This is a genomic window from Stenotrophomonas sp. NLF4-10 (genome assembly GCF_022359915.1).
GTDB lineage: Bacteria > Pseudomonadota > Gammaproteobacteria > Xanthomonadales > Xanthomonadaceae > Stenotrophomonas > Stenotrophomonas daejeonensis.
Genome location: NZ_JAKSEE010000003.1, coordinates 1,325,790 through 1,348,562 on the forward strand (window position 1 = coordinate 1,325,790; position 22,773 = coordinate 1,348,562).

Annotated in this window: 24 protein-coding genes and 1 pseudogene; 7 read left to right on the forward strand and 18 right to left on the reverse strand. The window is 67.5% G+C overall.

Features of this window, described 5'->3' with window-relative positions:
- Positions 1–17: 17 nt before the first annotated feature.
- The 3 genes and pseudogenes from MIC98_RS06300 to MIC98_RS06310 all read right to left on the reverse strand — a co-directional run bounded on the left by MIC98_RS06300 (position 18) and on the right by MIC98_RS06310 (position 3,431).
- Complete coding sequence (locus tag MIC98_RS06300; RefSeq protein WP_239736520.1) at positions 18–1,268, reverse strand: ectonucleotide pyrophosphatase/phosphodiesterase; 1,251 nt, start codon at positions 1,266–1,268, stop codon at positions 18–20.
- Positions 1,269–1,374: 106 nt separating this feature from the next.
- A pseudogene (locus MIC98_RS06305) lies at positions 1,375–1,842 on the reverse strand (methylated-DNA--[protein]-cysteine S-methyltransferase); the annotation flags it as partial.
- Between the two features lie 83 nt (positions 1,843–1,925).
- A complete protein-coding gene (locus tag MIC98_RS06310; protein WP_239736522.1) occupies positions 1,926–3,431 on the reverse strand; it encodes a DNA-3-methyladenine glycosylase 2 in 1,506 nt (501 codons plus the stop codon).
- A gap of 133 nt (positions 3,432–3,564) precedes the next feature.
- Here MIC98_RS06310 and MIC98_RS06315 point away from each other — a divergent pair, with 133 nt between their 5' ends.
- Together MIC98_RS06315 and ubiM are read left to right on the forward strand one after the other, a co-directional pair.
- Positions 3,565–4,692 (forward strand): hypothetical protein, encoded by a 1,128-nt coding sequence (locus MIC98_RS06315; RefSeq protein ID WP_239736523.1) that lies wholly within the window; start codon positions 3,565–3,567, stop codon positions 4,690–4,692.
- Between the two features lie 80 nt (positions 4,693–4,772).
- Entirely contained in the window at positions 4,773–5,954 is a 1,182-nt protein-coding gene (gene ubiM, locus MIC98_RS06320; RefSeq protein WP_239738058.1) for a 5-demethoxyubiquinol-8 5-hydroxylase UbiM, read from the forward strand.
- Between the two features lie 135 nt (positions 5,955–6,089).
- Here the strand turns inward: ubiM and MIC98_RS06325 are convergent, their stop codons facing one another.
- From MIC98_RS06325 to MIC98_RS06335, 3 genes are all read right to left on the reverse strand, one after another.
- On the reverse strand, positions 6,090–6,311 hold the full coding sequence (locus tag MIC98_RS06325; protein ID WP_239736524.1) for an RNA-binding S4 domain-containing protein: 222 nt from the start codon (positions 6,309–6,311) through the stop codon (positions 6,090–6,092).
- A gap of 65 nt (positions 6,312–6,376) precedes the next feature.
- Positions 6,377–7,033: a serine/threonine protein kinase gene (locus MIC98_RS06330; protein ID WP_239736525.1), complete on the reverse strand. Its 657-nt coding sequence runs from the start codon at positions 7,031–7,033 to the stop codon at positions 6,377–6,379.
- A gap of 10 nt (positions 7,034–7,043) precedes the next feature.
- Complete coding sequence (locus MIC98_RS06335) at positions 7,044–7,535, reverse strand: sigma-70 family RNA polymerase sigma factor (RefSeq protein WP_057641680.1); 492 nt, start codon at positions 7,533–7,535, stop codon at positions 7,044–7,046.
- Between the two features lie 160 nt (positions 7,536–7,695).
- Between MIC98_RS06335 and MIC98_RS06340 the strand changes: the two genes are divergently transcribed.
- The 3 genes from MIC98_RS06340 to MIC98_RS06350 all read left to right on the forward strand — a co-directional run bounded on the left by MIC98_RS06340 (position 7,696) and on the right by MIC98_RS06350 (position 12,229).
- Entirely contained in the window at positions 7,696–9,639 is a 1,944-nt protein-coding gene (locus tag MIC98_RS06340; RefSeq protein WP_239736526.1) for a DEAD/DEAH box helicase, read from the forward strand.
- 153 nt (positions 9,640–9,792) lie between these two features.
- Positions 9,793–11,460 (forward strand): GGDEF domain-containing protein, encoded by a 1,668-nt coding sequence (locus MIC98_RS06345; protein ID WP_239738060.1) that lies wholly within the window; start codon positions 9,793–9,795, stop codon positions 11,458–11,460.
- A 46-nt stretch (positions 11,461–11,506) separates the two neighbouring features.
- Entirely contained in the window at positions 11,507–12,229 is a 723-nt protein-coding gene (locus MIC98_RS06350) for a pseudouridine synthase (RefSeq protein WP_057641683.1), read from the forward strand.
- 85 nt (positions 12,230–12,314) lie between these two features.
- On the opposite strand, the gene MIC98_RS06355 is transcribed toward MIC98_RS06350, so the two are convergent.
- The gene (locus tag MIC98_RS06355) at positions 12,315–13,229 is read right to left on the reverse strand and encodes a DMT family transporter (protein ID WP_239738062.1); all 915 of its coding nucleotides are present in this window, start codon (positions 13,227–13,229) and stop codon (positions 12,315–12,317) included.
- Between the two features lie 209 nt (positions 13,230–13,438).
- Here MIC98_RS06355 and MIC98_RS06360 point away from each other — a divergent pair, with 209 nt between their 5' ends.
- Positions 13,439–14,989 (forward strand): serine hydrolase, encoded by a 1,551-nt coding sequence (locus tag MIC98_RS06360; RefSeq protein ID WP_239736527.1) that lies wholly within the window; start codon positions 13,439–13,441, stop codon positions 14,987–14,989.
- Between the two features lie 181 nt (positions 14,990–15,170).
- Positions 15,171–17,024: an ABC transporter ATP-binding protein gene (locus tag MIC98_RS06365; RefSeq protein WP_239736528.1), complete on the forward strand. Its 1,854-nt coding sequence runs from the start codon at positions 15,171–15,173 to the stop codon at positions 17,022–17,024.
- A 224-nt stretch (positions 17,025–17,248) separates the two neighbouring features.
- Here the strand turns inward: MIC98_RS06365 and MIC98_RS06370 are convergent, their stop codons facing one another.
- The 11 genes from MIC98_RS06370 to MIC98_RS06420 all read right to left on the reverse strand — a co-directional run bounded on the left by MIC98_RS06370 (position 17,249) and on the right by MIC98_RS06420 (position 22,650).
- Positions 17,249–17,719: a hypothetical protein gene (locus MIC98_RS06370; RefSeq protein WP_239736529.1), complete on the reverse strand. Its 471-nt coding sequence runs from the start codon at positions 17,717–17,719 to the stop codon at positions 17,249–17,251.
- 170 nt (positions 17,720–17,889) lie between these two features.
- Complete coding sequence (locus MIC98_RS06375; protein ID WP_239736530.1) at positions 17,890–18,318, reverse strand: hypothetical protein; 429 nt, start codon at positions 18,316–18,318, stop codon at positions 17,890–17,892.
- Positions 18,319–18,506: 188 nt separating this feature from the next.
- A complete protein-coding gene (locus MIC98_RS06380) occupies positions 18,507–18,995 on the reverse strand; it encodes a hypothetical protein (protein WP_239736531.1) in 489 nt (162 codons plus the stop codon).
- Positions 18,949–19,338 (reverse strand): hypothetical protein, encoded by a 390-nt coding sequence (locus MIC98_RS06385; protein ID WP_239736532.1) that lies wholly within the window; start codon positions 19,336–19,338, stop codon positions 18,949–18,951. The genes MIC98_RS06380 and MIC98_RS06385 overlap by 47 nt, the downstream gene beginning before the upstream one ends.
- Before the next feature lie 10 nt (positions 19,339–19,348).
- Positions 19,349–19,825: an OsmC family protein gene (locus MIC98_RS06390; RefSeq protein WP_239736533.1), complete on the reverse strand. Its 477-nt coding sequence runs from the start codon at positions 19,823–19,825 to the stop codon at positions 19,349–19,351.
- A 68-nt stretch (positions 19,826–19,893) separates the two neighbouring features.
- The gene (locus tag MIC98_RS06395) at positions 19,894–20,109 is read right to left on the reverse strand and encodes a hypothetical protein (protein ID WP_239736534.1); all 216 of its coding nucleotides are present in this window, start codon (positions 20,107–20,109) and stop codon (positions 19,894–19,896) included.
- Between the two features lie 105 nt (positions 20,110–20,214).
- Complete coding sequence (locus tag MIC98_RS06400; protein WP_239736535.1) at positions 20,215–20,676, reverse strand: GNAT family N-acetyltransferase; 462 nt, start codon at positions 20,674–20,676, stop codon at positions 20,215–20,217.
- 44 nt (positions 20,677–20,720) lie between these two features.
- Complete coding sequence (locus MIC98_RS06405) at positions 20,721–21,185, reverse strand: GNAT family N-acetyltransferase (RefSeq protein ID WP_239736536.1); 465 nt, start codon at positions 21,183–21,185, stop codon at positions 20,721–20,723.
- Positions 21,186–21,399: 214 nt separating this feature from the next.
- Positions 21,400–21,585 carry a hypothetical protein gene (locus MIC98_RS06410; RefSeq protein WP_239736537.1) on the reverse strand — a complete coding sequence of 62 codons (186 nt, stop codon included), beginning with the start codon at positions 21,583–21,585 and terminating at the stop codon, positions 21,400–21,402.
- Positions 21,586–21,788: 203 nt separating this feature from the next.
- Entirely contained in the window at positions 21,789–22,046 is a 258-nt protein-coding gene (locus tag MIC98_RS06415) for a DUF1737 domain-containing protein (RefSeq protein ID WP_239736538.1), read from the reverse strand.
- Positions 22,047–22,116: 70 nt separating this feature from the next.
- The gene (locus tag MIC98_RS06420) at positions 22,117–22,650 is read right to left on the reverse strand and encodes a DUF2812 domain-containing protein (protein WP_239736539.1); all 534 of its coding nucleotides are present in this window, start codon (positions 22,648–22,650) and stop codon (positions 22,117–22,119) included.
- Positions 22,651–22,773 lie beyond the last annotated feature (123 nt).

A 22,773-nucleotide genomic window follows, 5' to 3' on the forward strand; every position in this document is an offset into this window, starting at 1 on the left:
CCGGGCAAGCCCGGGACCTACGGGGCGGGCTTGTCGCGCAGTGCCGGCAGCAGGGTCCGCGGGTTGCCGTCGTTGGGCGCCGGGACGATGCCGGTCAGCCGCGCCAGCAGCGGGTAGACGTCGACGTTGTCGAAGGCCGGCAGCTGCATGCCCTGCCGGAACGACGGGCCGCGGGCGATGAACACCGCCTGCATCGACGGCAATGCCGGGTCGTAGCCGTGCGAGCCGCGGTTGCCCGGCGTGCGCTCGGCGATCGCCGCGCGGGTCAGGGCATCCCAGCCTTCGTGCATCTGGCAGATGATCGGCGGGATGCGCGGGTGGGTGCCGTAATGCCAGCGCGCCGGCAGTTGTTCCTTCTTCCAGCAGTCGTAGTGCGGGTGCGCGCCCAGCAGCGCCTTCTCCGCTTCCCGTTCGCGGCCCGGCTCGGGGGCGAAGCCGACCGACTGGCCGACCGATACCTCGCGCGCGATCTCCGGGGCGACCATGTCCTCGGTGGCGATGACCTGGCCTTCCGGCACGTTGGCCATGCCGTGGTCGGACACCACGATCACGTTGGTCGTCTCGAGCAGGCCGTCGCGGGCCATGCCGTCCAGCAGCAGGCCGATGGCCTGGTCCACGTCCTGCAGCGCGGCGGCGTACTCGGGCGAATCCGGGCCGTGGTGGTGGCCGGCCTTGTCCACGTGTTCCATGTAGGCGGCGATCAGCCGCGGCTTGCGGCCGTCGGGGGCACCTTCCAGCCACGACAGCACCAGTTGCATGCGCTCGGACAGCGGCACGCTTTCGTCGTAGGCGTGCCACTGGTTGGCCTGCACGCCGTGGATGGCGGCCTCGCTGCCCGGCCATGACCAGGTGGCGCTCTTGTAGCCGGCCTTCTCCACGCCCACCCAGATCGGCTCGCCGCCCCACCAGGCCGGGTTGCTCACCGCCTGGCGGTCGCTGAGGCGGAAGGCGCCCAGGTCCTCGGCGCTCATGCTGTTGTGGATGATGCCGTGGTGGTCGGGGCGCAGGCCGGTGACCAGGGTGTAGTGGTTGGGGAAGGTCAGCGACGGATAGGACGGGTGCATGCCGGTGGCGTGCACGCCCTCGTGCGCCAGCCGCGCCAGGTTCGGGCTGTGGCCGCGCTCGACCATGTCCGCGCGCAGGCCATCGATGGACAGCAGCAGGACGGTCGGTGGCGCCGGTGTCGCCGGCGTGGAGCGGGGCGCGGAGGCGCAGGCGGCGAGCAGGGCGCAGGCCAGTACCGCGGCGGGAAGGCGGAAGGAAATCATCGGGCCATGATAGAGGCCGATCGTGACGCCACGAATACGACTTTTGGCAGATGACCCGGCCGGATCAGCCGAACAGGTCGGCGACCTGCGCGCCGTCGTTGCCGACGCCTTCCAGCCGCAGCAGCGCGGCCTTGGTCGGCAGGCCGCCGCCGAAGCCGGTCAGCGAGCCGTCGTTGCCGATTACCCGGTGGCAGGGCAGCACGATGGGCAGCGGGTTGCGGCCGTTGGCGGCGCCGACGGCGCGGGTGGCGCTGGGGCGGCCAATGCGCTGCGCCAGCTGGCCGTAGCTCCAGGTGCTGCCGAACGGGATTTCGGCCAGTGCGTGCCAGACCTGCAACTGGAATTTGGTACCCACCGGGGCCAGCACCAGATCGAAATCGCGGCGCTTCCCGTGCAGGTAGTCCAGCAACTGCCGGCGCGGCTCGGCGACCGCATCCGGGTCGTGTTGCCAGTGCCCGCGGTCCTTCGCATCGTGGCGGTTCTCGGCGAACAGGATGTGGCGCAGGCCGGTGGCGTCGGCGGCCACGGTGAGCGGGCCGATGGGGGTGTCGAAGCGGTCGTAGTAGAGGGTCATGGTGGGAGCCTGTAGGTCGGGGCTACGTCCCCGACGCGCGGGGAGTGCGGTCGAAGAGCGCGGCGCGGTACGCAGGGTCAACGCTACGTCCCCGACGCGCGGGGAGTGCGGGAGGGGGCACCGTGCGCCGCCGGGGACGTGGCCCCGGCCTGCGATAGATGCCACAGATGCAGGACGGCGTAGGCGCGCCACGGCCGCCATGCCTGCGAGCGGGCCTCGGTGGCGCGTTCGCTCAGGCGCCGGCCTTCGCCCAGTACCTGCTGCAGCACCAGGTCGCCGGCCGGGAAGGCGTCGGGCATGCCCAGCGCGCGCAGCGCCATGTAGTGCGCGGTCCACGGGCCGATGCCGGGCAAGGCGGTGGCGTTGCGCACGAACTGCTCCAGCGTCTGCGCGCGGCTGAAATCCAGCCGGCCTTCGGCGCAGGCGCGGGCCACCGCGCGCAGCGTGGCGGCGCGGGTGCGCGGTAGGCCGATGCTTTCCAGCGGCGCGTCGGCCAGCGCGGCCGGGGCAGGGAACTGCCGGTCCAGCCCTTCCGGCAGGCCGGGCAGGTGTTCGCCGAAACGGTCTACCAGCCGCCGCGCCAGCGTGGTCGCCGCGGCGACGCTGACCTGCTGGCCCAGCACCGCTCGCGCCGCGATCTCGAAACCGTCCCAGCCACCGGGAATGCGCAGGCCAGGGCGCTCGGCGATGCCGCGCGCCAGCAGCGGTTCGTGGTTCAGGCAGGCGTGGACGGTGGCGAGGTCGGCGTCGAGGTCGAACACGTGCCGCACCCTGGCGACGATCGCCGGGATCGTGCGTGCGTCGCTGGTACCCAGTTGCAGGCGCAGTTCCGGCCGCTTCGGGTCGGCGCTGACCCGGATCAGGCTGGCGCGGCCATTGGCGACGATCACGCGTTGGTAGCTGTGCTCGTCGATGCGCTCGATGCCGGGGATCGCGCGCTTGCGCAGGAAGCCGAGCATCGCCGCGAAATCCAGCGGCGGCCGGTACGCCAGCCGCAGCACCGGCTCGCCGCCGGGCACCGCGCCGTGCTGCCGGCGCAGAGCGCTGGGCGGCATGCCGCAGCCTTCGAGGAAGGCGCCGTTGAACCGGCGCAGGCTGTTGAAGCCGGCGGCCAGCGCGATTTCGGTGACCGGCAGGGCGGTTTCGGTCAGCAACTGCTTGGCCAGCAGCAGGCGGCGGGTGGCGTGCAGCTGCGCCGGCGTGGCGCCCAGCCTGGCCACGAACAGGCGTTGCAGCTGGCGTGCGCTCAGCTCCATCGCGTCGGCCAGCGCGGCGGCCGGCCGCTCCTGCAGGATGCCTTCGTCCAGCAGCGCCAGCGCACGGTGCAGGGTGTGGTCCTGCATGAAATTGGCGTCGTCCGGCGACAGCTCGGGCCGGCAGCGCAGGCAGGGCCGGTAGCCGGCCGCGGCTGCCGCCGCCGCGGTGGGGTAGTAGCTGACGTTCTCGCGCCGCGGCGCCGGCGCCGGGCACACCGGCCGGCAATAGATGCCGGTGCTGCGCACGGCGGTGAAGAACAGGCCGTCGAAGCGCGCGTCGCGGGCCAGGCGGGCCTGTTCGCATTGGTCGTGGCTGGGCATGGAGAGCTGCATGGGGCCCAGTCTAGGCCGTGCCGGCGATGGGTACTGGCCATTTCCGGACATCAATGCCGCGCGTGCAGGTGGCATTCGGGTGGGCGCCGGCAAGGCGAACTAGACTGGGGGCCCACTCAAGCGATGGTTCCCCATGCTGCGCAGATTCTGCTGGTCGCCGCTGTTGTGCCTCGGGCTGCTGGCCTGCCACCCCGCCGACAAGGACAAGCCGCTGGCCGTGCCCGACCCGGCCGCGGCGCTGGCCGCCGATGGCGACCACATGGTGTCGATCAACGCCGCCGACGCGCCGCCGCCACCCGCGCCGGTGCAGCCGGCCAAGGACAAGCCGTGGCCGGAGGTGGCGCTGGAGAACGGCAGGGCGTGGATCGGCTGCGACACCGACTACACCGGCGAGACCGGCGACGGCACCGAGCTGGAAGCGCTGGACCGGCAGAGCCTGGACGCCGCGCTGGAACCCTGCCGCGAGCGCGGGCTGGTGCGGGTGCGCTATGTCGGCAAGATCAACCCCGCGTTCGCGGCGATGGTGTCGCGGCTGGCGGTGGTGGCCGATGTGATGGATATCGGCAAGCGCATCCTCGACCTGGACTCCAGCGGTGGCCAGGTGGAGGCGGCGATCGTCGCCGGCGACAGCATCGGCGAGTCCGGCTGGACCATCTGGGTGCGCGAAGGCTCGATCTGCCACAGCGCCTGCGTGTTCGTGCTGGCCGCCGGCGACAACCGGCTGATCTCCGGCAAGGTCGGCATCCATCGGATGATGCGCATCAGCTCCACCGCCACCTCGCGCGCCGAGCTGAACAAGGAGCTGCAGCAGGTCTACGACAACGTGAAGGACTACCTGCAGCGCAACGGCGTGGCGGTGGGCGTGGCCGACCTGATGATGACCGTGCCCAACCGCAGCCTGCGCCTGCTCGGCAACGCCGAGCTCAAGCAGTACGGGCTGGACGGCACCAACGCGGTGCAGGACGACCTGGAGCGGATCAAGCAGATGCGCAAGTGCGGCGACGATTTCGTGCGGCGCAAGGACGCCTTCCTGGTCGCCTTCGACCGCCAGTGCAAGCGCGAAGGCGCCGACCTGGAGGCGGTCACCACCTGCGGGCAGGCGCTGAAGGACCAGTACGGCTTCCCCGACGAAACCTGCCCGGACGAGAGCCCGTTGTCGGAAATCGGCAACGCGTCGCTGGAGCCGCCGCCGGCCCCGGCCGAGCCGCCGGTGATCGCGCTGCCGGACGCCCCGGTCGCCAGCCACGAGGCCGGCACCTGAGTTCCTGACCCGGATCAAGGCCGCCACTGCCGCCGCTGCGTAGGCTGTGGCGATTACTGGATGGCGCGGGAGCCATGAAGATGCGCGATGTCGATGTAGTGATTGTGGGGGCCGGGCCGGCGGGGCTGAGCCTGGCGCGCGGGCTGGCGGATACCGGGCTGTCGGTGACGCTGGTCGAGCAGCAGCCGGCGGCGGCGCTGGCCGAGCCGGCGTTCGACGGCCGCGAGATCGCGCTGACCCACGCCTCGCGGCAGATCATGCAGGCGCTCGGGCTGTGGCAGCGCATCGACCCGGCGCAGGTGTCGCCGCTGCGCAGCGCCAAGGTGATGAACGGCGCCTCGCCGTTCGCCCTCGGCTTCGCCGCGGCCAAAGAAGGCGTGGAAGAACTGGGCTGGCTGGTCCCCAACCACCTGATCCGCCGCGCCGCGTGGGAGGCGGTGCAGGGGCAGGCGGGGCTGGAGCTGGTCGATGGCGCCAAGGTGACCGCGATCGAAACCGACGCCCAGGCCAATACCGTGGTGCTCGACGATGGCCGCCGCCTTGCCGCGCGGCTGGTGGTGGCCGCCGACAGCCGCTTCTCGGCGACCCGGCGGATGATGGGCATCGGCGCGCAGATGCGCGATTTCGGCAAGTCGATGCTGGTGTGCCGGCTGCGCCACGAGCGCCCGCACCGGCACGAGGCGTGGGAGTGGTTCGGCTATGGGCGCACGCTGGCGATGCTGCCGCTGCCCGGCGACCAGTGCTCGGCGGTGATCACCTTGCCGCCGCAGCAGATACAGGAGCTGATGGCGATGGACGAGGACGGCTTCGGCGAGGCCGTCGGCGGCTTCTTCGAGCAGCGCCTGGGCCGCATGCAGCCAGTGGGCACGCGCCACGTCTACCCGCTGGTGGGGGTGTACGCGCACCGCTTCGCCGGGCCGCGCTACGTGCTGGTCGGCGATGCCGCGGTGGGCATGCACCCGGTCACCGCGCATGGTTTCAACTTCGGCCTGCAGAGCCAGCAGCGGCTGGCGAAGTTGCTGGAGGAAGCGGCCGCGCGTGGCGGCGACATCGGCGCGGCCCCGCTGCTGGCCCGCTACGAGCGCAACCACCGCTTGGCGACGCGGCCGCTGTACGAGGCCACCAACGCCATCGCCGCGTTGTACAACGATGGCCGCCTGCCGGCGCGGGTGCTGCGCAACGCCGCCCTGCGCGTGGCACATGGCGTGGCGCCGTTCCGCAGGATGATCGCCGCGCACCTGACGCAGCGCGTGACGGCCTGATCCTCTTGTAGGAGCGCACCTTGGTGCGCGATGGGGCCTTCCCGTTCGAATCACCGTACATGGATGTGTGGACTGTTTGCAGAGGGATCCGCATGACAGCTCCATCGCGCACCAAGGTGCGCTCCTACGGGGGCTTCAGCCGGAGGCCTGCACCCGGATGCACACCTCGCCCAGTTCCACCCGCTGGCCCGCGCGGATCTTGCAGGCCTTGCGCAGTTCCACCACGCCATCCACGCGCACGTGGCCTTCGCCGATGATGACCTTGGCCTCGCCGCCGCTGCCGACCAGGTCGGTGAGCTTGAGCAACTGCTTCAGTTCGACGTAGTCGCGATCCAGTTCGAAGTCGACGGTCTGCATGGGGGCAACGCAATGGAGAAGGGCGCGATTATCACCCGTCGCGGCCGTCGTGGCCGCGGCAGGCCTCATTCCCGCTCGAACCGGCGCACTTCCTCCAGCAGCGCCCGCGCCCTGCGCAGGCTGTAGCCGGTGACGGCATCCTCCACCCTGCGGGCCAGCCGCGGCCGCACGGGGTTGCGCGCCCAGCGGTGGAAACAGGCGGTGCCCAGCCAGCCGAGCAGGCCGAGCGCAAGGCTGGCCCATACCCACGCCTGCGCGCCCGCGGAAGCCGGGGCCCGCGTCAACCCGGCAATGGCGACCACCACCACGATCCACATCACCCACCACGGCCAGCCGGCGAGCATGCCGTTGAACACGTGGAACCGGCGCAGCAGCCCGAGCTGTTTTTCGATGCGCAGCACCGGGGCGGCATAGTCGATGCGGGAGATCAGGGCGAGGGCGATGCCGGCCAGCGCCGCGCTCGCCACGCCGAACGCGTGCAGCGCCACGCCGGCGGCGAAATAGCCGGGGACGTCGAGGTTGCGTTTCCAGCAGGCGATGCCCAGCAGCACCAGCGCCACGCCCAGCGCCAGTTGCAGCCATTGCCCGAGCCGCAGCGGCGCAAGGCTGTGGCGCAGGCGTCGGCCGGTCTGCTCGCGCAGCAGTTGCAGCGACAGCGACTGCTGGCGCTCCATCTGCCGGCCCAGTTGCCGCCACAGGTCTTTCAGTTCGTCGGTTTCCATGTGGTACTCCTCACAGTTCGTTGCGCAGCCGCGCCTTGAGGCGGCCGATCTTGGTGGCGACGTTGGTTTCGCTCAGCCCCAGCACCTCGGCGATCTCGCGTTGCGGGCGTTCTTCCAGGTAGAGCAGCATCAGCGCGCGATCCAGCGGCGGCAGCGCGTGGATGAAGCGGTACAGGCGTTCGAGTTGCTGGCTGCGCTCGGGGTCGTGCGGCGCGGGGTCGGCCAGTGCATCGAGCGTGCCTTCGGCGGTTCCGGCCAGCGCCGGTGCGCGCATCCGCCCGCGCAGCTGCGAAATCGCCACGTTCAGCGCAATGCGGTACATCCACGTGGAAAACGGCCGCGCCGGGTCGTAGGACGGCCATGCCCGCCACAGCTGGGCGGCGATTTCCTGCATCAGGTCCTCGCGGTCCTCGCGTTGCCGGGCATAGCTGCCGGCCACCTTGGCGAGGATGCCGCGGTGCCGTTCCAGCAATTCGGCGAAAGGGGGCGGGGTGGGCGGCATGGGCGGTTTCGCGGGGAAGTTGCCGGGTGATTCGCCGGCAGGGGCGGGATATCACACCTGAATGGCGTCCATCGGCATTTTCGACAGCCGGCCCGCCAGGGCGCACAATAGACAACTTGCGCCCGCCCGTTCGCGGCGGTGCCGCCCCCGGAGTTCCCCAATGTCCCAAGAATCCCCCGCGCCGCTGCTGTTTGCAGATCTCGGCCTCTCCCAGCCTGTGATGAAAGCGGTGGCCGACGTCGGCTACGAAACCCCGTCGCCGATCCAGGCCGCCACCATCCCGGCGATGCTGGCCGGCCGCGACGTGCTCGGCCAGGCGCAGACCGGCACCGGCAAGACCGGCGCCTTCGCGCTGCCGGTGCTGTCCAACATCGACCTCAACGCCAGCAAGCCGCAGGTACTGGTGCTGGCGCCGACCCGCGAGCTGGCCATCCAGGTCGCCGAAGCCTTCCAGAGCTACTCGGTGGCGATGCCCGGCTTCCGCGTGCTGCCGGTGTACGGCGGCCAGCCCTACGGCCAGCAGCTGTCGGCGTTGCGCCGCGGCGTGCACGTCGTCGTCGGCACCCCCGGCCGCGTCATCGACCACCTCGACCGCGGCACGCTGGACCTGTCCGAGCTGAAGACGCTGGTGCTGGACGAAGCCGACGAAATGCTGCGCATGGGCTTCATCGACGACGTCGAAGCGGTGCTCAAGAAGCTGCCGGAAACCCGCCAGGTCGCACTGTTCTCGGCGACCATGCCGACCCAGATCCGGCGCATCGCGCAGACCTACCTGCGTGATCCGGTGGAAGTGACCATCGCCTCCAAGACCACCACCAGCGCCAACATCCGCCAGCGTTACTGGTGGGTCAGCGGCATGCACAAGCTCGACGCGCTGACCCGCATCCTCGAGGTGGAGCCGTTCGACGCGATGATCATCTTCGCGCGTACCAAGGCCGGCACCGAGGAACTGGCGGGCAAGCTGCAGGCCCGTGGCCTGGCCGCCGCCGCGATCAACGGCGACATGCAGCAGGCCCAGCGCGAGCGCACCATCGGCCAGCTCAAGGAAGGCAAGCTCGACATCCTGGTGGCCACCGACGTGGCCGCGCGCGGGCTGGACGTGGAGCGCATCAGCCACGTGCTGAACTACGACATCCCCTACGACACCGAAAGCTACGTGCACCGCATCGGCCGCACCGGCCGCGCCGGCCGCAGCGGCGAGGCGATCCTGTTCGCGACCCCGCGCGAGAAGGGCATGCTGCGCCAGATCGAGCGCGCCACCCGGCAGCCGATCGAGGAAATGCAGCTGCCCAGCGTGGAGGCGGTCAACGACAACCGCATCAACAAGTTCACCGCGCGCATCAGCGACACCCTGGGCCAGGGCGGGCTGGATTTCTACCGGCAGTTGCTGGAGCGTTTCCAGGGCGAGCACAACGTGCCGGCGATCGACGTCGCCGCCGCGCTGGCCAAGCTGTTGCAGGGCGATACCCCGTTCCTGCTGACCCCGCCGGTGCGCGAGCGCCGCGAGCCGCAGGCGGGCCGCAACGAGCGCCCGCAGCGCGATGGCGGCTTCCCGCGCCAGCGCGAGGAGCGTGGCGAACGTCCGTCGCGTTTCGAGCCGCGCTTCGAGCGTGGCCCGCGCCACGACGACGGCGAGCGCGGCCCGCGGCCGCCGCGTGGCGAAGGCGAGTCCAGTGAACGCCCGCGCCGGGAGATGCCGCCGCGCAGCGCACCGGAATTCGGCATGGAGACCTACCGCATCGAAGTGGGCCACGCGCATGGGGTGAAGCCGGCCAACATCGTCGGCGCCATCGCCAACGAGGCCGGGCTGGAAAGCCGCTACATCGGCCGCATCGACATCCACGACGACCACTCGGTGCTGGACCTGCCGGCGGAAATGCCGGCCGACACGCTGCAGCACCTGCAGAAGGTGTGGGTGTCCGGCCAGCAGCTGCGCATGCGCAGGGTCGAGCCGGGCGAAATGCAGGGCGCCGGGCCCGCGTTCAAGCCGCGCTTCGGCAAGGGCCCCAAGCCGGCCGGCCGGCCCGGCGGCCCGCGCAACGGCGGCCCCGGCGCGCGCCCGCACCGCGACGGTTTCAAGCCACGCGGCCCGCGCGGCGGCTGAACCAGCGCGGGCCTGCCGTTGCAGGCCCGTGCATGGGCGGCATCGCCGATGCCGGGCCACGTCCGGAAACCACCGTTTGCTTGATGCAGTGCCGGGCGGGGGGCCGGGCAATGTGATAATCACCGGCTGACACGGGAACAGCGGGTGGGGCAGATGCCGGAGCGGCAGGAAGTCGTGCGCGGTTGCACGGGATGGCGATGGGGAGCGTGGCTGCTGGCCGCGCTGCTGCTGTCCGTGGCGCCGGCGCTGTCCGCGTCGCCATTGCAGGGCAGGGACTACCTGTTGTTCGGCCATGCCACCGACCAGCAGGCGCCGGTGCGCGCCTGTACCCCCGAAATGCGCGAACGCCTGCAGGAGCGCATCGAGATCCCGCCGCCGGCCGGCGGCTGGTCGGGCGCGCCGCAGGCGCTGGAAGTGTTCAACGCCTTCCACGGCGAAGTGATGATCCACCAGGGCGAGCGCACCGTATGCGGCCATGCGCAGGACGCGCGCACCCGCGATTCGCGCTTCCGTGCCGGCACCGGCATGGTGGCGGTGCCGCCGGCCGGCAGCATGGCGCCGATCGAGGTGTCATGGGAACGCCCGCTCAAGCCCGGCTGGATTCCGGTGCTGCGGCTGGGCGCGCCCAGCCCGGTGCAGCAGCGCGACACCGCGCGGCTGCTGGTGCGCACCAGCTGCCTGGCCGTCGCATTGGCGCTGGCGTTGTCGGCGGTGATGGGGTTCCTGTCCACCCGCAGCCGCGACTTCCTGTTCTATGCGCTGGTGTGCCTGCTGATGATGCTGTGGCAGGCGGTGTTCAGCGGCCTGAGCGGCTATCCCCGGCCGTGGCTGCCCATCGGCAACGCCGCCCCGCAATGGCTGGTGGCGATGTCGGCACTGGCCTACGCGGCGCTGGTCTGGCTGATGTGGTGGATCTGCGGCGGCTGGCGGCGCTTCCCGGCCCTGCGTACCGGCCTGCGCTGGCTGTCGGCGCTGCTGCTGGGCATCGCGCTGCTGGCGCCGTGGCTGCCGTTCGCGGCGTTGTCGGTGGTGGCGGTCTGGCTGGACCACGGTTTCGCGGTGGCCTGCCTGTTGTCCTTCGCGGTGGGCGTGTGGCTGCTGCGGCGGCGCGACTACAACGCGATGGACGGCATCATCGCGCTGCTGCCGTTGTTGGCGATGGTGCTGGCCGACTGGCTCCACGCCGAATGGCTGGTCCGCTACCGCATCGAGGTCATCCAGCTGGCGGTGAGCTGGTTCCTCATCATCAGCGCCTTCAGCCTCAACCGCAGCCTGGACCTGCTGCGCCGGCAGCGCGACGAGATGCGCCAGCTTGCCGACACCGACATGCTGACCGGCCTGCCCAACCGCCGCGCCGGCCTGCGCCAGCTCGAGCGGCACATGCAGCAGAGCCGGAAGGACGCGCAGCCGCTGGCCATCGGCTTCCTCGACATCGACCTGTTCAAGCAGATCAACGACCGCTTCGGCCACGACGTCGGCGACGAAGTGCTGGTGTCGGTGGCCAACGCCCTGCTCGGCGCGGTGCGCAGCCGCGACGACGTGATCCGCATGGGCGGCGAGGAATTCCTGATCCTGCTGCCGGGCGCCGGCGCCGATACCGCGCTGCCGCGGCTGGAGCAGCTGCGCGACCGGATCGGGCAACAGGCGCTGGAGCTGCGCCATGACGGGCTGGTGATCACCGCCAGCATCGGCCTGGCGGAAATGCAGCCGGACGACGACATGGCCGCGCTGCTGCGCCGCGCCGACAACGCCATGTACCGGGCCAAGCGTGGCGGCCGCAACCGCGTGGTCGACGCGCGCACCGAGCCGGACGTGATCTGACGCCCCCGCGCTGTCCGGCGCCGGGGCGATGGCGGATAATCCGCCGATGACGACCCGACTCAACAAGCACATCGCCGAAACCGGCTTCTGTTCCCGCCGCGAGGCCGACCGCCTGCTCGGCGCGCGCCGGGTCACCGTCAACGGCGTCGTCGCCGGCACCGGCGCGGTGGTGGGCGAGGGCGACGAGGTGCGCGTCGACGGCCAGCCGCTGCGCGCCCGCGCGGTGCAGAAAAGCACCGGCCGCAAGCACGTCTACATCGCGCTGAACAAGCCGGTGGGCGTCACCTGCACCACCGAGAGCGCGGTCAAGGGCAACATCGTCGACTTCGTCGGCCACGAACAACGCATCTTCCCGATCGGCCGCCTGGACAAGGATTCGGAAGGGCTGATCCTGCTGACCAGCAACGGCGACATCGTCAACCAGATCCTGCGCGCCGAGAACGGCCACCAGAAGGAATACCTGGTGGCGGTGAACAAGCCGGTCACCGACGAATTCCTGCGCGGCATGGCGCGCGGCGTGCGCATCCACGAGCAGACGACGCTGCCGTGCCGCGCCACCCGCATCGCCAAGTTCGGCTTCCGCATCGTGCTGCAGCAGGGCCTGAACCGGCAGATCCGGCTGATGGCCGCCGCCTTCGGCTACCGCGTCACCCAGCTGCGCCGCGTGCGCATCGACAACATCAAGCTCGGTGCGCTCAAGCCGGGCCAGTGGCGCAACCTCACCGAGCAGGAACTGCGCGGGCTGCTGCCGCAACAGCAGCAGTTCTGATGTACCGGAACCTGTAGGAGCGCACCTTGGTGCGCGATGGCTTTCCCGGTGAAGCCCCATCGCGCACCAAGGTGCGCTCCTACGGTTACAGCCCGGCGGACTCCGCCTTCCGCCCGCGATTGAGCAGCGGATGCAGGAACACCGCACCGAGGATGATCGCCACGCCCAGATAGAACAGCGGCGTCAGCTCGCGCTGCTCGCCGAGGAACAGCATCGCCAGCACGATGGCGTACACCGGCTCCAGGTTCGTCACCAGCTGCACCGTGTAGGCGCTGAGGTGGCGCAGCGCCACCAGCGCCAGCGCGAACGGCAGCAGCGTGCACAGGCCCGCCAGTGCCAGCAGCAGCACCCCGTCGTGCAGGTTCGGGACCACCCACAACGGGCTGGCCAGCGCCGGCAGCAGCAACGGCAGGGCCGGCGCCAGCAGGGTGAGGGTGAGCGTGCCGGCACCCAGTTCCAGCGCGGTGACGGTCAGCGGATCGGCATGGCTGACCAGCCGCTTGTTGAGCGAGCCGAACAGGGCCACCAGCAGGGCCGACAACGCGCCGATCAGCACGCCCAGGCGCATGCCGTCGGGCACGCCGCCGACCACCAGCACCACGCCCGGCAGCACCGCCAGGCCGAAGGCCAGCTCGCGCGGCCGGAACGGGCGCCTGGCGATCCACGGCTCGACGACGGCGGTGAACACCGGCGCCAGCGCGATGCAGGTGGCCGCCACCGAGGCGTTGGCCAGCTTCACCGCGCCGTAGAACGTGAGCCAGTGCAGCGCCACCAGCGCGCCGACGCCGCAGTAGCCCAACACCAACCGCGGGCTGAGCGCCGCCAGCCCGCGCCACATGCGCGGCAGCAGCGCCAGCATCGCCACCACCAGCAGCATGCGCCACCACACCAGCGGCAGCGCCGGCAGGGTGATGAGCTTGCCGAGGATGGCGGTCACGCCCCACAGCAGCACGCAGAAGTGGATTTGCAGCAGGGCGGTGCGGGTGGCGGCGTTCGGCATGCGCGGATTGTCGCCGAAGTCCCCGCGGTTGCGGCGCACGGAAACCTTCGCCACGCCGTTGCAGGAGCGACGCCAGTCGCGACCGGGCTTCACCGGTAAAGCCACATCGCGACTGGCGTCGCTCCTACAACCGCACGGCGCTCGCGTTACCATCGGCCGCTACCGAACCGGAGGGTGGTGCATTGAACAAGTGGCTGGGGAGCGGATTGATGCTCGCGATGAGCGTGGCGGTGCAGGCGAACGCGCAGGAGGCCGGGGTGCCGGCGGAGTTGCAGCAACTGGATGCCACCGTGGAACGGGTGCGCCAGCAGTTCGACGTGCCCGGCATCGCCGTGGCCGTGGTCAAGGACGGCAAGGTGCTGCTGGAGCGCGGCTGGGGCGTGCGCGAGATCGGCAAGCCCGAGCCGGTGCAGGCCGACACCCTGTTCGCCATCGCCTCCAACACCAAGGCCTTCACCGCCACCTCGCTGAACCTGCTGGCCGAGGAGGGCAAGCTGAAGATGGACGACCGGGTGATCGATCACCTGCCGTCGTTCCGCATGTCCGACCCCTATGTCACCGGCGAAATGCGCATCCGCGACCTGCTCTCGCACCGCAGCGGGCTGACCCTGGGCGCCGGTGACCTGCTGTTCTGGCCCACCACCACCTACAGCAATGCCGAGGTGGTGGCGCGGCTGGCGCAGGTGCCGCTCAAGGGCGGCTTCCGTGACCGCTACGCCTACGACAACATCCTCTACGCGGTGGCGCAGCAGGTGATCGAGAAGGTGTCGGGCCTGAGCTATGCCGACTTCCTGCAGCAGCGCATCTTCGACAAGGTCGGCATGGCCGGCACCCGCTACAACGCCGACCACCTGCGGCCGGGCGACAAGGCCGCCATCGGCCACGCCAAGTACGACTACGCCGAACTGCGCCCGGTGGCGCCGCTGACCTGGTCCAACAACGCCGGCGCCGGCGGCATCTATTCCAGCGTGCACGACCTGTCCAGGTGGATGAACGTGCAACTGGCCGGCGGCAAGCTCGCCGACGGCACGCCGCTGTTCTCGGACAAGACCCAGCAGCAGATGTGGCAGATGCAGATCCCGCAGGTGGTGGCCAAGCCGTCGGTGCCGGAACTGGCCGACGCCGTGCCCAACTTCGCCGGTTACGGCGAAGGCTGGAGCCTGAGCGACTACCGCGGGCAGAAGCTGGTGTGGCACACCGGCGGCTGGCCGGGGCAGGTGTCGCGCCTGACCCTGGTGCCGGGGCAGAACCTCGGCGTGGTGGTGCTGACCAACCAGGAAGTGGGCGCGGCGTTCAATGCCATCACCCTGAGCGTGCTCGACGCCATGCTGGGTGCGCCCGGGCACGACTGGGTGGCCGCCTATGCCGCTGCCGTCGCCAAGGCGCAGGACAACGCCGACGAAGGCTGGCAGAAGCACGTCGCCGCCCGCGATGCGAAGAGCAAACCTTCGCTGCCGCTGTCCGGTTACGCCGGCGGCTATCGTGACGCGTGGTATGGCGACGTGTTCGTCGAACAGGTCAAGGGCAAGCTGCGCCTGCGCTTCGGCGCCACCGCCGACCTGCAGGGCACGCTGGAGCACTGGCAGCACGACACCTTCATCGTGCGCTGGGACAACCGCTCGCTCAATGCCGACGCCTTCGTCAACTTCAGCCTCGACCCGGACGGCAAGGTGCGCGAGGTGCGCATGCAGGCGATCTCGTCGCTGACCGACTTCAGCTTCGACTTCCAGGACCTGCTGCTGAAGCCGCTGGAAATGTAGATGCGGGGCTTGCCCCGCATGTGGCTGTGCCGGGAACGCCCGTGCCGGGTAAACCCGGCACCTACGCTTGTGGGTTGTCGCGCATTGTGAACATGGATGCGAGGCTCGCCCCGCACGGGAACATGCACGCAACCGGCGGCGATGGGACAATCGCCGCCGGTTTCGCTTGTTGGCCGCCTCCATGTTCCGCTGGTTTGAATCCCGCCTCGATCCGTTTCCCTGCGATCCGCCCGCGCAGCCGCCGCGCGGCCTGTATGCGTTCTGCCGCCATTACACGCGCGGCGCGGAGAAGTGGCTGCTGTTGATGGCGCTGACCACCGCCGGCATCGCGGTGGCCGAGTTGGCGCTCTATGCCTACGTCGGCTCGCTGGTGGACCGGCTCGGCACCACCACGCCGGCCACCTTCATCGCCGCCGAGGGCCCGCGCCTGCTGTGGATGGGTACGCTGGTGCTGGTCGCGCTGCCGCTGCTTGTGCTGGTCAACGCGCTGGTGCAGCACCAGACCCTGCTCGGCAATTTCCCGATGCGCATCCGCTGGAGCGTGCACCGCTACCTGCTGCGGCAGTCGATGGGCTATTTCCAGGACGAGTTCGCCGGGCGCATCGCCACCAAGCTGATGCAGACCTCGCTGGCGGTGCGCGAGACGGTGGTCAAGCTGTTCGACATCGGCAACTACGTGCTGGTGTTCTTCATCGGCACGCTGGCGGTGGCCGGTTCCGCCGACTGGCGGATGATGCTGCCGTTCGTGGGGTGGCTGCTCGGCTATGCCCTGTTGATGTGGCATTTCGTGCCGCGCATGGAACGCATCTCGCGCGAGCAGGCCGATGCACGTTCGGAGATGACCGGGCGCATCGTGGACAGCTACACCAACATCGCCACGGTCAAGCTGTTCTCGCACTCGCGGCGCGAGCAGGCCTATGCGCGCGAGGCGATGGCCGGCTTCCTCGACAAGGTGCACCCGCAGATGCGGCTGGCCACGCGCATCTACTCGCTGCTGTATGCGCTGAACATGCTGCTGCTGTTTTCGGCGGTGGCGCTGGGCCTGTGGCTGTGGCACGGCGGCTCGGTGAGTGCCGGCGCGGTGGCGGTGGCCGTGGCGCTGGTGCTGCGCATGCTGGGCATGTCGCAGTGGATCATGTGGGAACTGTCGGCGCTGTTCGAGAACATCGGCACCGTGCATGACGGCATCAACTCGATCTCGCTGCCGCCCACCGTGGACGACGCCCCCGGCGCCCCGGCATTGGCGGTGCAGGCCGGCGACATTCGCTTCGAGGGCGTGTCGTTCCACTACGGCAAGGCCGGCGGCGTGATCGAAGGGCTGGACCTGCACGTGCGCCCCGGCGAGAAAATCGGCGTGGTCGGGCGCTCCGGTGCCGGCAAATCCACCCTGGTCAACCTGCTGCTGCGCTTTCATGACGTGGAGCGTGGCCGCATCCTCGTCGATGGCATCGACATTGCCGGCGTGCAGCAGGATTCGTTGCGCGCGCAGGTGGGCGTGGTCACCCAGGACACCTCGCTGCTGCATCGCTCGATCCGCGACAACCTGCTCTACGGCCGCCCCGATGCCAGCGAGGAACAGTTGCGCGCGGCGGTCGCCAAGGCGCGCGCCGACGGCTTCATCGCCGAACTGCGCGACAGCGCGGGCCGCAGCGGTTACGACGCCCACGTCGGCGAGCGCGGGGTGAAGCTGTCCGGTGGCCAGCGCCAGCGCATCGCCATTGCCCGGGTGCTGCTCAAGGACGCGCCGATCCTGGTGCTGGACGAGGCCACCTCGGCGCTGGATTCGGAAGTGGAAGCCGCCATCCAGGAAAGCCTGGACGGGCTGATGGCCGGCAAGACGGTGATCGCCATCGCCCACCGCCTGTCCACCATCGCGCGCATGGACCGGCTGCTGGTGATGGACCAGGGGCACATCGTCGAGAGCGGCACCCATGCCGAGCTGATCGCCGCCAATGGCCTGTATGCGCGGCTGTGGGCACGCCAGACCGGCGGCTTCGTCGCCGCCGATGCGCATGACGAGCCGGTAGTGCCCTGACGCAGGCGCCGCCTTCGGGTGAGCAGGCTGGGGTGTACCCGTCAAACCGTCATCCCCGCGCAGGCGGGGATCGCTCTTGCTGATGCCCTGCGAATAAAGCCCATGAGCGATTGACCTGCTCTTCGGGCTGCTGAAAAGCACTTCCGTCTGCGCGGGGATGACGATGGCGGCCGGTTGGGGGAGGGAGTCGGGGCCGGGCTGGCGGAGAAGGCCGGCCAAGCCCCTCAATCGAACCCGCAGGTTCTCTGGATCACGGCATGGGCCTCGTCGTTGCCATGCCACAGATCCGTTGGTGGCAGCCGCGACTTCCAGCCGGTTTCAAGCAGGCTGCGGGCCAGGGCTATGTCGTCGAAGCGCCTGACCACGTTGGTCCCGGGGAAAACGACGCCGGCGCCAGGCTGGGTGCCGGCAGGTGCTTCCGCATCCTCGCCCTGCACGCTCTCGCGCAGCGACTGCAGTACCCGATCGAAGTCGAAAGCCTGCGCGGCTACCTGCACGGTTCGCGGAGCCGCGCCGTAATGGATGCTCCCGGAGCCGTCCGGGTGCACCAGCAACGTGCAGCCGCCCGGCGGCAACGACACCACCAGCCCGGCATTCGGTGTTTCCCCATCCGCCAGTGCCGTTGCCGTCGCAGCGGATGCGGCGAACAGCGGGATGACGGCGACGGCGGCCAGCCGGAACATGCCTGCATTCATCCGGAGCGCTCCTCGTCGGGGCCGGAGCTGGCCCGACCGGTCCGGACATGATGCCGGATTGCGGGCTCCCGCCGTTATGCACGGCTTGGGAAATCGTCCCCCGTCGAGGTCGGCGGAACCGATCGTTGGATTGGCTGGCTTCGACAACGCGGCATCTGCCCCGTGGGTCCCTAGCCGCGGCGCGTGCTGCGATAGACCGCCACGACCTGCGACGTGCTGGGGTTGGACATGCCCATGCCGTTGATGAAGACCGCCGGTGCGCCCTGCTTGAACACCGCGACGGTGCGGTCCACCGCAGCGCGCTGCTCCCGTGAGGGATTTTCGAGATCGAAGGAGAAGGAACTGCCTCGCTTCACCGGGATGCCGATGTCGGTCAGCTCCCGGATGAGGGCCTCGGCCCGCTGCGCCTGCTCGGAAGGGCAGTTGGGCGGCGCCAGCACCAGCACCATGTTGCGCGGTATGCCACTCGGCATTTCCACCGGGATGAATCCATCGGCCTCGGCCGCCACCGCAATGTCAGCGGCCGGGGCGCGCTTGCTCCACCAGTTGCAGGCGCCCGCCAGCCCTGCCGCGACGAGAAGTAGTGTCCACCAGCGCATTGCTGTCTCCATTTTCGTGAGGGTTGATCCGATTGGCATGCATGCGGGTGCTTGACTGGTCGGGCCGCAGAGCCTGTCTCATGCTGTTGGTCGTAGACTGATTGACTTGTTCACCGTTGACCCGGGGGCAGTGTCGAGCCAGGGCCGTGCCGCGCAATGGTGCCGGCCGAATGGTGATTGGACGGTAATCACTTGCATCGAATCTTCATGGTGACAGTATGCGGCTTGTCATCCTGGACGGCCCCATAGGTGACCCTGGAATCATCGAAAACATGGCCAGCCGGGCAGATATCCTTTGCGGCCATGGCCAATGCCTGATGGGCCTGTTCAATGCTTGGCTGTCTTGATGCCGGCGGCAGAGGTGCGGAAACTTCAAATTCCATTCTGGAGGAACATGAAACAAGAAGGGTCGTGGAAATGGAGCACAGCTTTGGCGTTGCCAGCAGAGGTGCGGGAATTTCAAATTCCGTCTTGGACGAACATGAAACAAGAAACATGGTGCAAATGGAGTGCAGCAAGACTTTCGAGCGAATGTGCATTAATTCTCCAGTGCTGCCTGGCATCCGTGCGCGGTCCGTGGCAAGCGTTGTGGTGGATTGGCCGCCGGCTGCAGCGGAATGCCGGGAAAACTCAAATCTCGTTTGCCCAGATGGCAGAAACAGCACGTGCTTCTTCAAGCTTGTCCACGACAAGGACGAGTTGGTGGTCATGGTCACTGTAGAGCGCTTCGATGTTGATTCCTGCATCGGCCATTCGACGTGTCAACTGGCCCAACTGTCCCGGTACCTCTTGCTTGAGGCGCTGGACTACGACATCCCGGACTTCAAGTACCTCGAATCCGGCAGCCTCAAGTGCCGCACGCGCTGCTTTGCCGTCTTGAAACAGGAAGTGTGCGGCTCCATCTTCGCCAACTACCCAGGCGCCTCCACCTTCGACGCTGACTCCGGCCCGGCCGAGGCATTCCCCCATTTTTGCCAATGTGCCTGGTTTGTTTTCCAATCGGATGGAAACGTCCTGCATGGGCTGCGCCTTAGTTGGATTCATGGATAGGCCGGCATGCAACATCGGCGGTGACGCTGTTCGCAATGAAGCAGCTTTCGTGAGCGATATGATGCATCGCTTCTATTTCTTCAGCTGTTGGGTATTTTTCACCGCTGAATTCGGCCGCAGGTGCAAGGTCCACGCGGATCATCGCCAACTTCCCGACGGCATTCCTTCCCATCGTGCCTCGTGGCTTGTCCATATAGTTGATAACAGTGAAACCGCGCTTTGCCGCCACCGACAGGAACCAGAGCATATGGCAACTCGACAGGCTAGCTACGAGGGCTTCCTCTGGATCAATGGCATCTGCGGATGACATGGGGATGGGGACGACGGCCGGCGAAGAGGACGCTGGTACGACCGTGCCGCCGTCAAAGCTCCATATATGTGCTCGACTGTATCGATTGTCCGCGAAGCTCTCTCCGTCTTTGAGCTGCCAGTGGATCTTTGCACTGTGGATAGTCATGGAGTCTCCTGTTTGTGCAACGTCCGAGTCAGGCCATGCCGCCAAGTGGCGCCGGCCTGAATGGATTTTCAGGGGCCAAGGGGGCGCCGCCTGGAGGCGTAAGGCAGGAAGAACAGGTACAGTCCCGACAGCAGCATGAGTGCGAGCGGTGGCAGTGGCGCATAGGTGATCCAGGGCGGGGGCTCCGTGCCATTGGCACGGGCAATGAAGTTGGCAATGACGGTAGCCGTGAACACGATGGACAGCCAGCGATGGCTTTGTCGAATGAATTTGTTCAAGTTCATCATGATCTCCTTGGAAGCGTGCATTGAGAGACCCCCTTGGTTGACCGGGGATCGAGTGCGGGTGCCTGAATTGAATCGTGTTGCGAAGCAGAAGGGGATGAATCGTTAGGCTGCACTGATGGATTCCCTGACCATGTCGAGATGAGGTATTCCATCATCATCATATGGTTCTCCGACAGGTTGGAAGCCGAATGATCCGTAGAATTTCTGCAAATGGACCTGCGCCCCTATTTTGATCCCGCGATTGGGGAACTTCTGCTCGGTGAACCTTATGGCTTCTTCCATCAACTGGTGGCCTATCCGCATTTTGCGGAAGTTCTTGAGCGTCATGACCCGGCCGATGGAAGGTTGGTGGTATTTGATCCCAGGGTCAACAACTCTTGCATAAGCCGCGAGCTCACCTTTCAGGCAAACGGAAAGGTGCCAAGCGTGAATATCCATGTCGTCGGTTTCCTGATAGGGACAACGCTGCTCCACGACAAAAACCGACTCGCGAGCCTTGATGATTCTGTGTATCTCCAACGCGGAGAAGGCCTCCAGTCGGCTCCATCTAAATTCAAGGCGCATGTCACTGTCTCCCCTGGGTGAGTCGCCGTCTTGGTTTGCGTGCTTCACAACGACACCTTGAGCTTGCGGCCACCGCTGATGGAGAACTCCTCCCGCTCGTAGAAGGCCAGTGTCCTGTCGAACTGGGGGAGGGGCGGTGTCGTGACTTCCAGACGTGTCCAGTTGCGTGAACGGCCGAAAATTTTTGCCTGGGAAAGGAGCTGGCGCCCCACCTGGTGCGAGCGATACGAAGGGCGGACATACAACTCGGGAATCGTGCCAAAGGCTCCTTCGGCATAGAGCGCATGGCTTTCGTAAAGGGCGATGAACCCGACGGGCGAGGTCCCGTCCCAGGCGGCGAAGACAAAATATTTCTCCTTGTCGAGGAGGTCTGCAAGGCGATCGACCGTCGCGGAGAGATCGAAGTTGAATGCCTGGATGTCGATCGCTTCCATTATTTCTGCAAGCAGTTCGCCCACCATTTCGGCAACCTGGCGCGCGTTCTGAGTGGTGGCTCTGTGAATGATCATGAAGGTGGTCTTTGGCTGGTTTGGAGCATGGACAAGCTGCGCGGCGAAACGATGTGGACCCGGAGCGGCCGCAGGCTGCCGGCGCGGTTGTCGGATGCTGGAGTCAAACGACGGCAAGGCTGTCCGCCCTGTGCGGGGACTGCTGGACGGTTGCCGCGCCGTACGCTCCAACGACATGGGGCGGCCGGGACAAGGGGGGCACCACGTACCGCGCCTAGGTGCGTTTGGCTCCATGCCACATGGCGGCTCCGATGGCGATATTCGCGGCACCAAGGCCAAAGGAACCGTAAAAAGCGTGTTTCCTGGCGATGAAAACCCCGATGATGGCCGCGACGAAAAAGAGGCTGCCGGCCAACATGAAGAGGTAGCCGCTGAGCTTTCGATTCTGAATGTTTTTCATGTCTCAATGGCTCCTTTGTTTTTGATGTCTGGATTGATTGGCGCCATGAAGTGGCGCAGGTCTGGACGAGTTGCCGGGTGGTGAAAAGATCAGGGCTGCGCCACCAACTGGCATGCATTTGGTATCAAAGGTTGTGGCTTTGAATCCGAGGCTCGGGTCGTGGAACAATCGGCGGCCTCAAATCAGGGGTGCTTGCGGCGTATTTACTGGATCGGGTTGCCATTGCTCGCCCGCCGACTATTCCCGCCGTCAAACGGAGTGAGCACAGATGGCCAGATCATGGCCTGTGCGACGATAACGCGCTCTCCATTGAAAGTTGCGGCGGGTGAACCATGCAGGCGATAGCCCAACGCCAATGCTTCACTGACTCTGTGGCAGAACCCGGCGTCATCCGGGCCCGTGAGGATGCGGTAGATGGGCAGCCCATCGGGTGGTTGGGCTTGAGTTTTCCGATATGGCATGAGATTGACCTTGATTGCTTGTATCGAGTTTTCGCAAGCGGATGTCTGAGCCGAATCGTCGGGGGGAAGGTCAGGCTGCCGTCGGCTTCTTGAAGTAGTGGAAAGGGAACCACGAACCTACATATTCCCAACCTGCCGTTTCTTTCTGCCGGCGGATCCTCTTGACATTGATCCCCAGCTCGCGGCTGTGGAGCCAGGTCTTCCCCGATGGTTTGAGAAGGAGGGTAAAAGCGCCGAAGCCGACCAGATGGAATCCGGACTTTCCTTCTTCCGCAAGGACGGCCATTTCGTCAAAGGCAGTTACGTCCTTGATTACGCGGATATCCCCTGAGGTTTCGATATCCGACAAGCCGAAACGCTGCTGGGCCGCTTGTTTCGATACCCCCAATGCATCGCCGATTTCCACCCACGAGACTTCCGACCGGCGAGCTTGCTGAACCGCCGAGCGCTGGAAATCGGAACAGATACGAGTGGCCTTTCCCGTGACCCGCACGAGTTGAAGAAGTGATTCCGTGTCGCCGGATTCGGCCCGGGCAAGGTGTGCATGCACCAGGATGGCGGCTTCCAGGGAATCCTTGAGGGAGGAAAGGTCGGTGTCATCCATCGGGGTATTCCATTTCGTCAACAAGAAGTTGACAAGCCAATCGTATGTTGACGGGTTCCTTCTGTCAATAAAAAGTTGACGGTGTTGCATGTGCCTGACGACGAAGGCCCGGGTTTCCCCGGG

Coding starts and splice junctions, on each gene's coding strand:
- MIC98_RS06350 (WP_057641683.1), top strand. CDS start 11,507: ATGACGACCCGACTCAACAAGCACATCGCCGAAACCGGCTTCTGTTCC.
- MIC98_RS06335 (WP_057641680.1), bottom strand. CDS start 7,535: ATGCCGCCCACCCCGCCCCCTTTCGCCGAATTGCTGGAACGGCACCGC.
- MIC98_RS06405 (WP_239736536.1), bottom strand. CDS start 21,185: ATGATCATTCACAGAGCCACCACTCAGAACGCGCGCCAGGTTGCCGAA.
- MIC98_RS06370 (WP_239736529.1), bottom strand. CDS start 17,719: ATGAATGCAGGCATGTTCCGGCTGGCCGCCGTCGCCGTCATCCCGCTG.
- MIC98_RS06300 (WP_239736520.1), bottom strand. CDS start 1,268: ATGATTTCCTTCCGCCTTCCCGCCGCGGTACTGGCCTGCGCCCTGCTC.
- MIC98_RS06395 (WP_239736534.1), bottom strand. CDS start 20,109: ATGAACTTGAACAAATTCATTCGACAAAGCCATCGCTGGCTGTCCATC.
- MIC98_RS06315 (WP_239736523.1), top strand. CDS start 3,565: ATGCTGCGCAGATTCTGCTGGTCGCCGCTGTTGTGCCTCGGGCTGCTG.
- MIC98_RS06390 (WP_239736533.1), bottom strand. CDS start 19,825: ATGACTATCCACAGTGCAAAGATCCACTGGCAGCTCAAAGACGGAGAG.
- MIC98_RS06325 (WP_239736524.1), bottom strand. CDS start 6,311: ATGCAGACCGTCGACTTCGAACTGGATCGCGACTACGTCGAACTGAAG.
- MIC98_RS06340 (WP_239736526.1), top strand. CDS start 7,696: ATGTCCCAAGAATCCCCCGCGCCGCTGCTGTTTGCAGATCTCGGCCTC.
- MIC98_RS06415 (WP_239736538.1), bottom strand. CDS start 22,046: ATGCCATATCGGAAAACTCAAGCCCAACCACCCGATGGGCTGCCCATC.
- MIC98_RS06420 (WP_239736539.1), bottom strand. CDS start 22,650: ATGGATGACACCGACCTTTCCTCCCTCAAGGATTCCCTGGAAGCCGCC.
- MIC98_RS06375 (WP_239736530.1), bottom strand. CDS start 18,318: ATGCGCTGGTGGACACTACTTCTCGTCGCGGCAGGGCTGGCGGGCGCC.
- MIC98_RS06400 (WP_239736535.1), bottom strand. CDS start 20,676: ATGCGCCTTGAATTTAGATGGAGCCGACTGGAGGCCTTCTCCGCGTTG.
- MIC98_RS06345 (WP_239738060.1), top strand. CDS start 9,793: ATGCCGGAGCGGCAGGAAGTCGTGCGCGGTTGCACGGGATGGCGATGG.
- MIC98_RS06365 (WP_239736528.1), top strand. CDS start 15,171: ATGTTCCGCTGGTTTGAATCCCGCCTCGATCCGTTTCCCTGCGATCCG.
- MIC98_RS06385 (WP_239736532.1), bottom strand. CDS start 19,338: ATGCAGGACGTTTCCATCCGATTGGAAAACAAACCAGGCACATTGGCA.
- ubiM (WP_239738058.1), top strand. CDS start 4,773: ATGCGCGATGTCGATGTAGTGATTGTGGGGGCCGGGCCGGCGGGGCTG.
- MIC98_RS06355 (WP_239738062.1), bottom strand. CDS start 13,229: ATGCCGAACGCCGCCACCCGCACCGCCCTGCTGCAAATCCACTTCTGC.
- MIC98_RS06360 (WP_239736527.1), top strand. CDS start 13,439: ATGCTCGCGATGAGCGTGGCGGTGCAGGCGAACGCGCAGGAGGCCGGG.
- MIC98_RS06410 (WP_239736537.1), bottom strand. CDS start 21,585: ATGAAAAACATTCAGAATCGAAAGCTCAGCGGCTACCTCTTCATGTTG.
- MIC98_RS06330 (WP_239736525.1), bottom strand. CDS start 7,033: ATGGAAACCGACGAACTGAAAGACCTGTGGCGGCAACTGGGCCGGCAG.
- MIC98_RS06310 (WP_239736522.1), bottom strand. CDS start 3,431: ATGCAGCTCTCCATGCCCAGCCACGACCAATGCGAACAGGCCCGCCTG.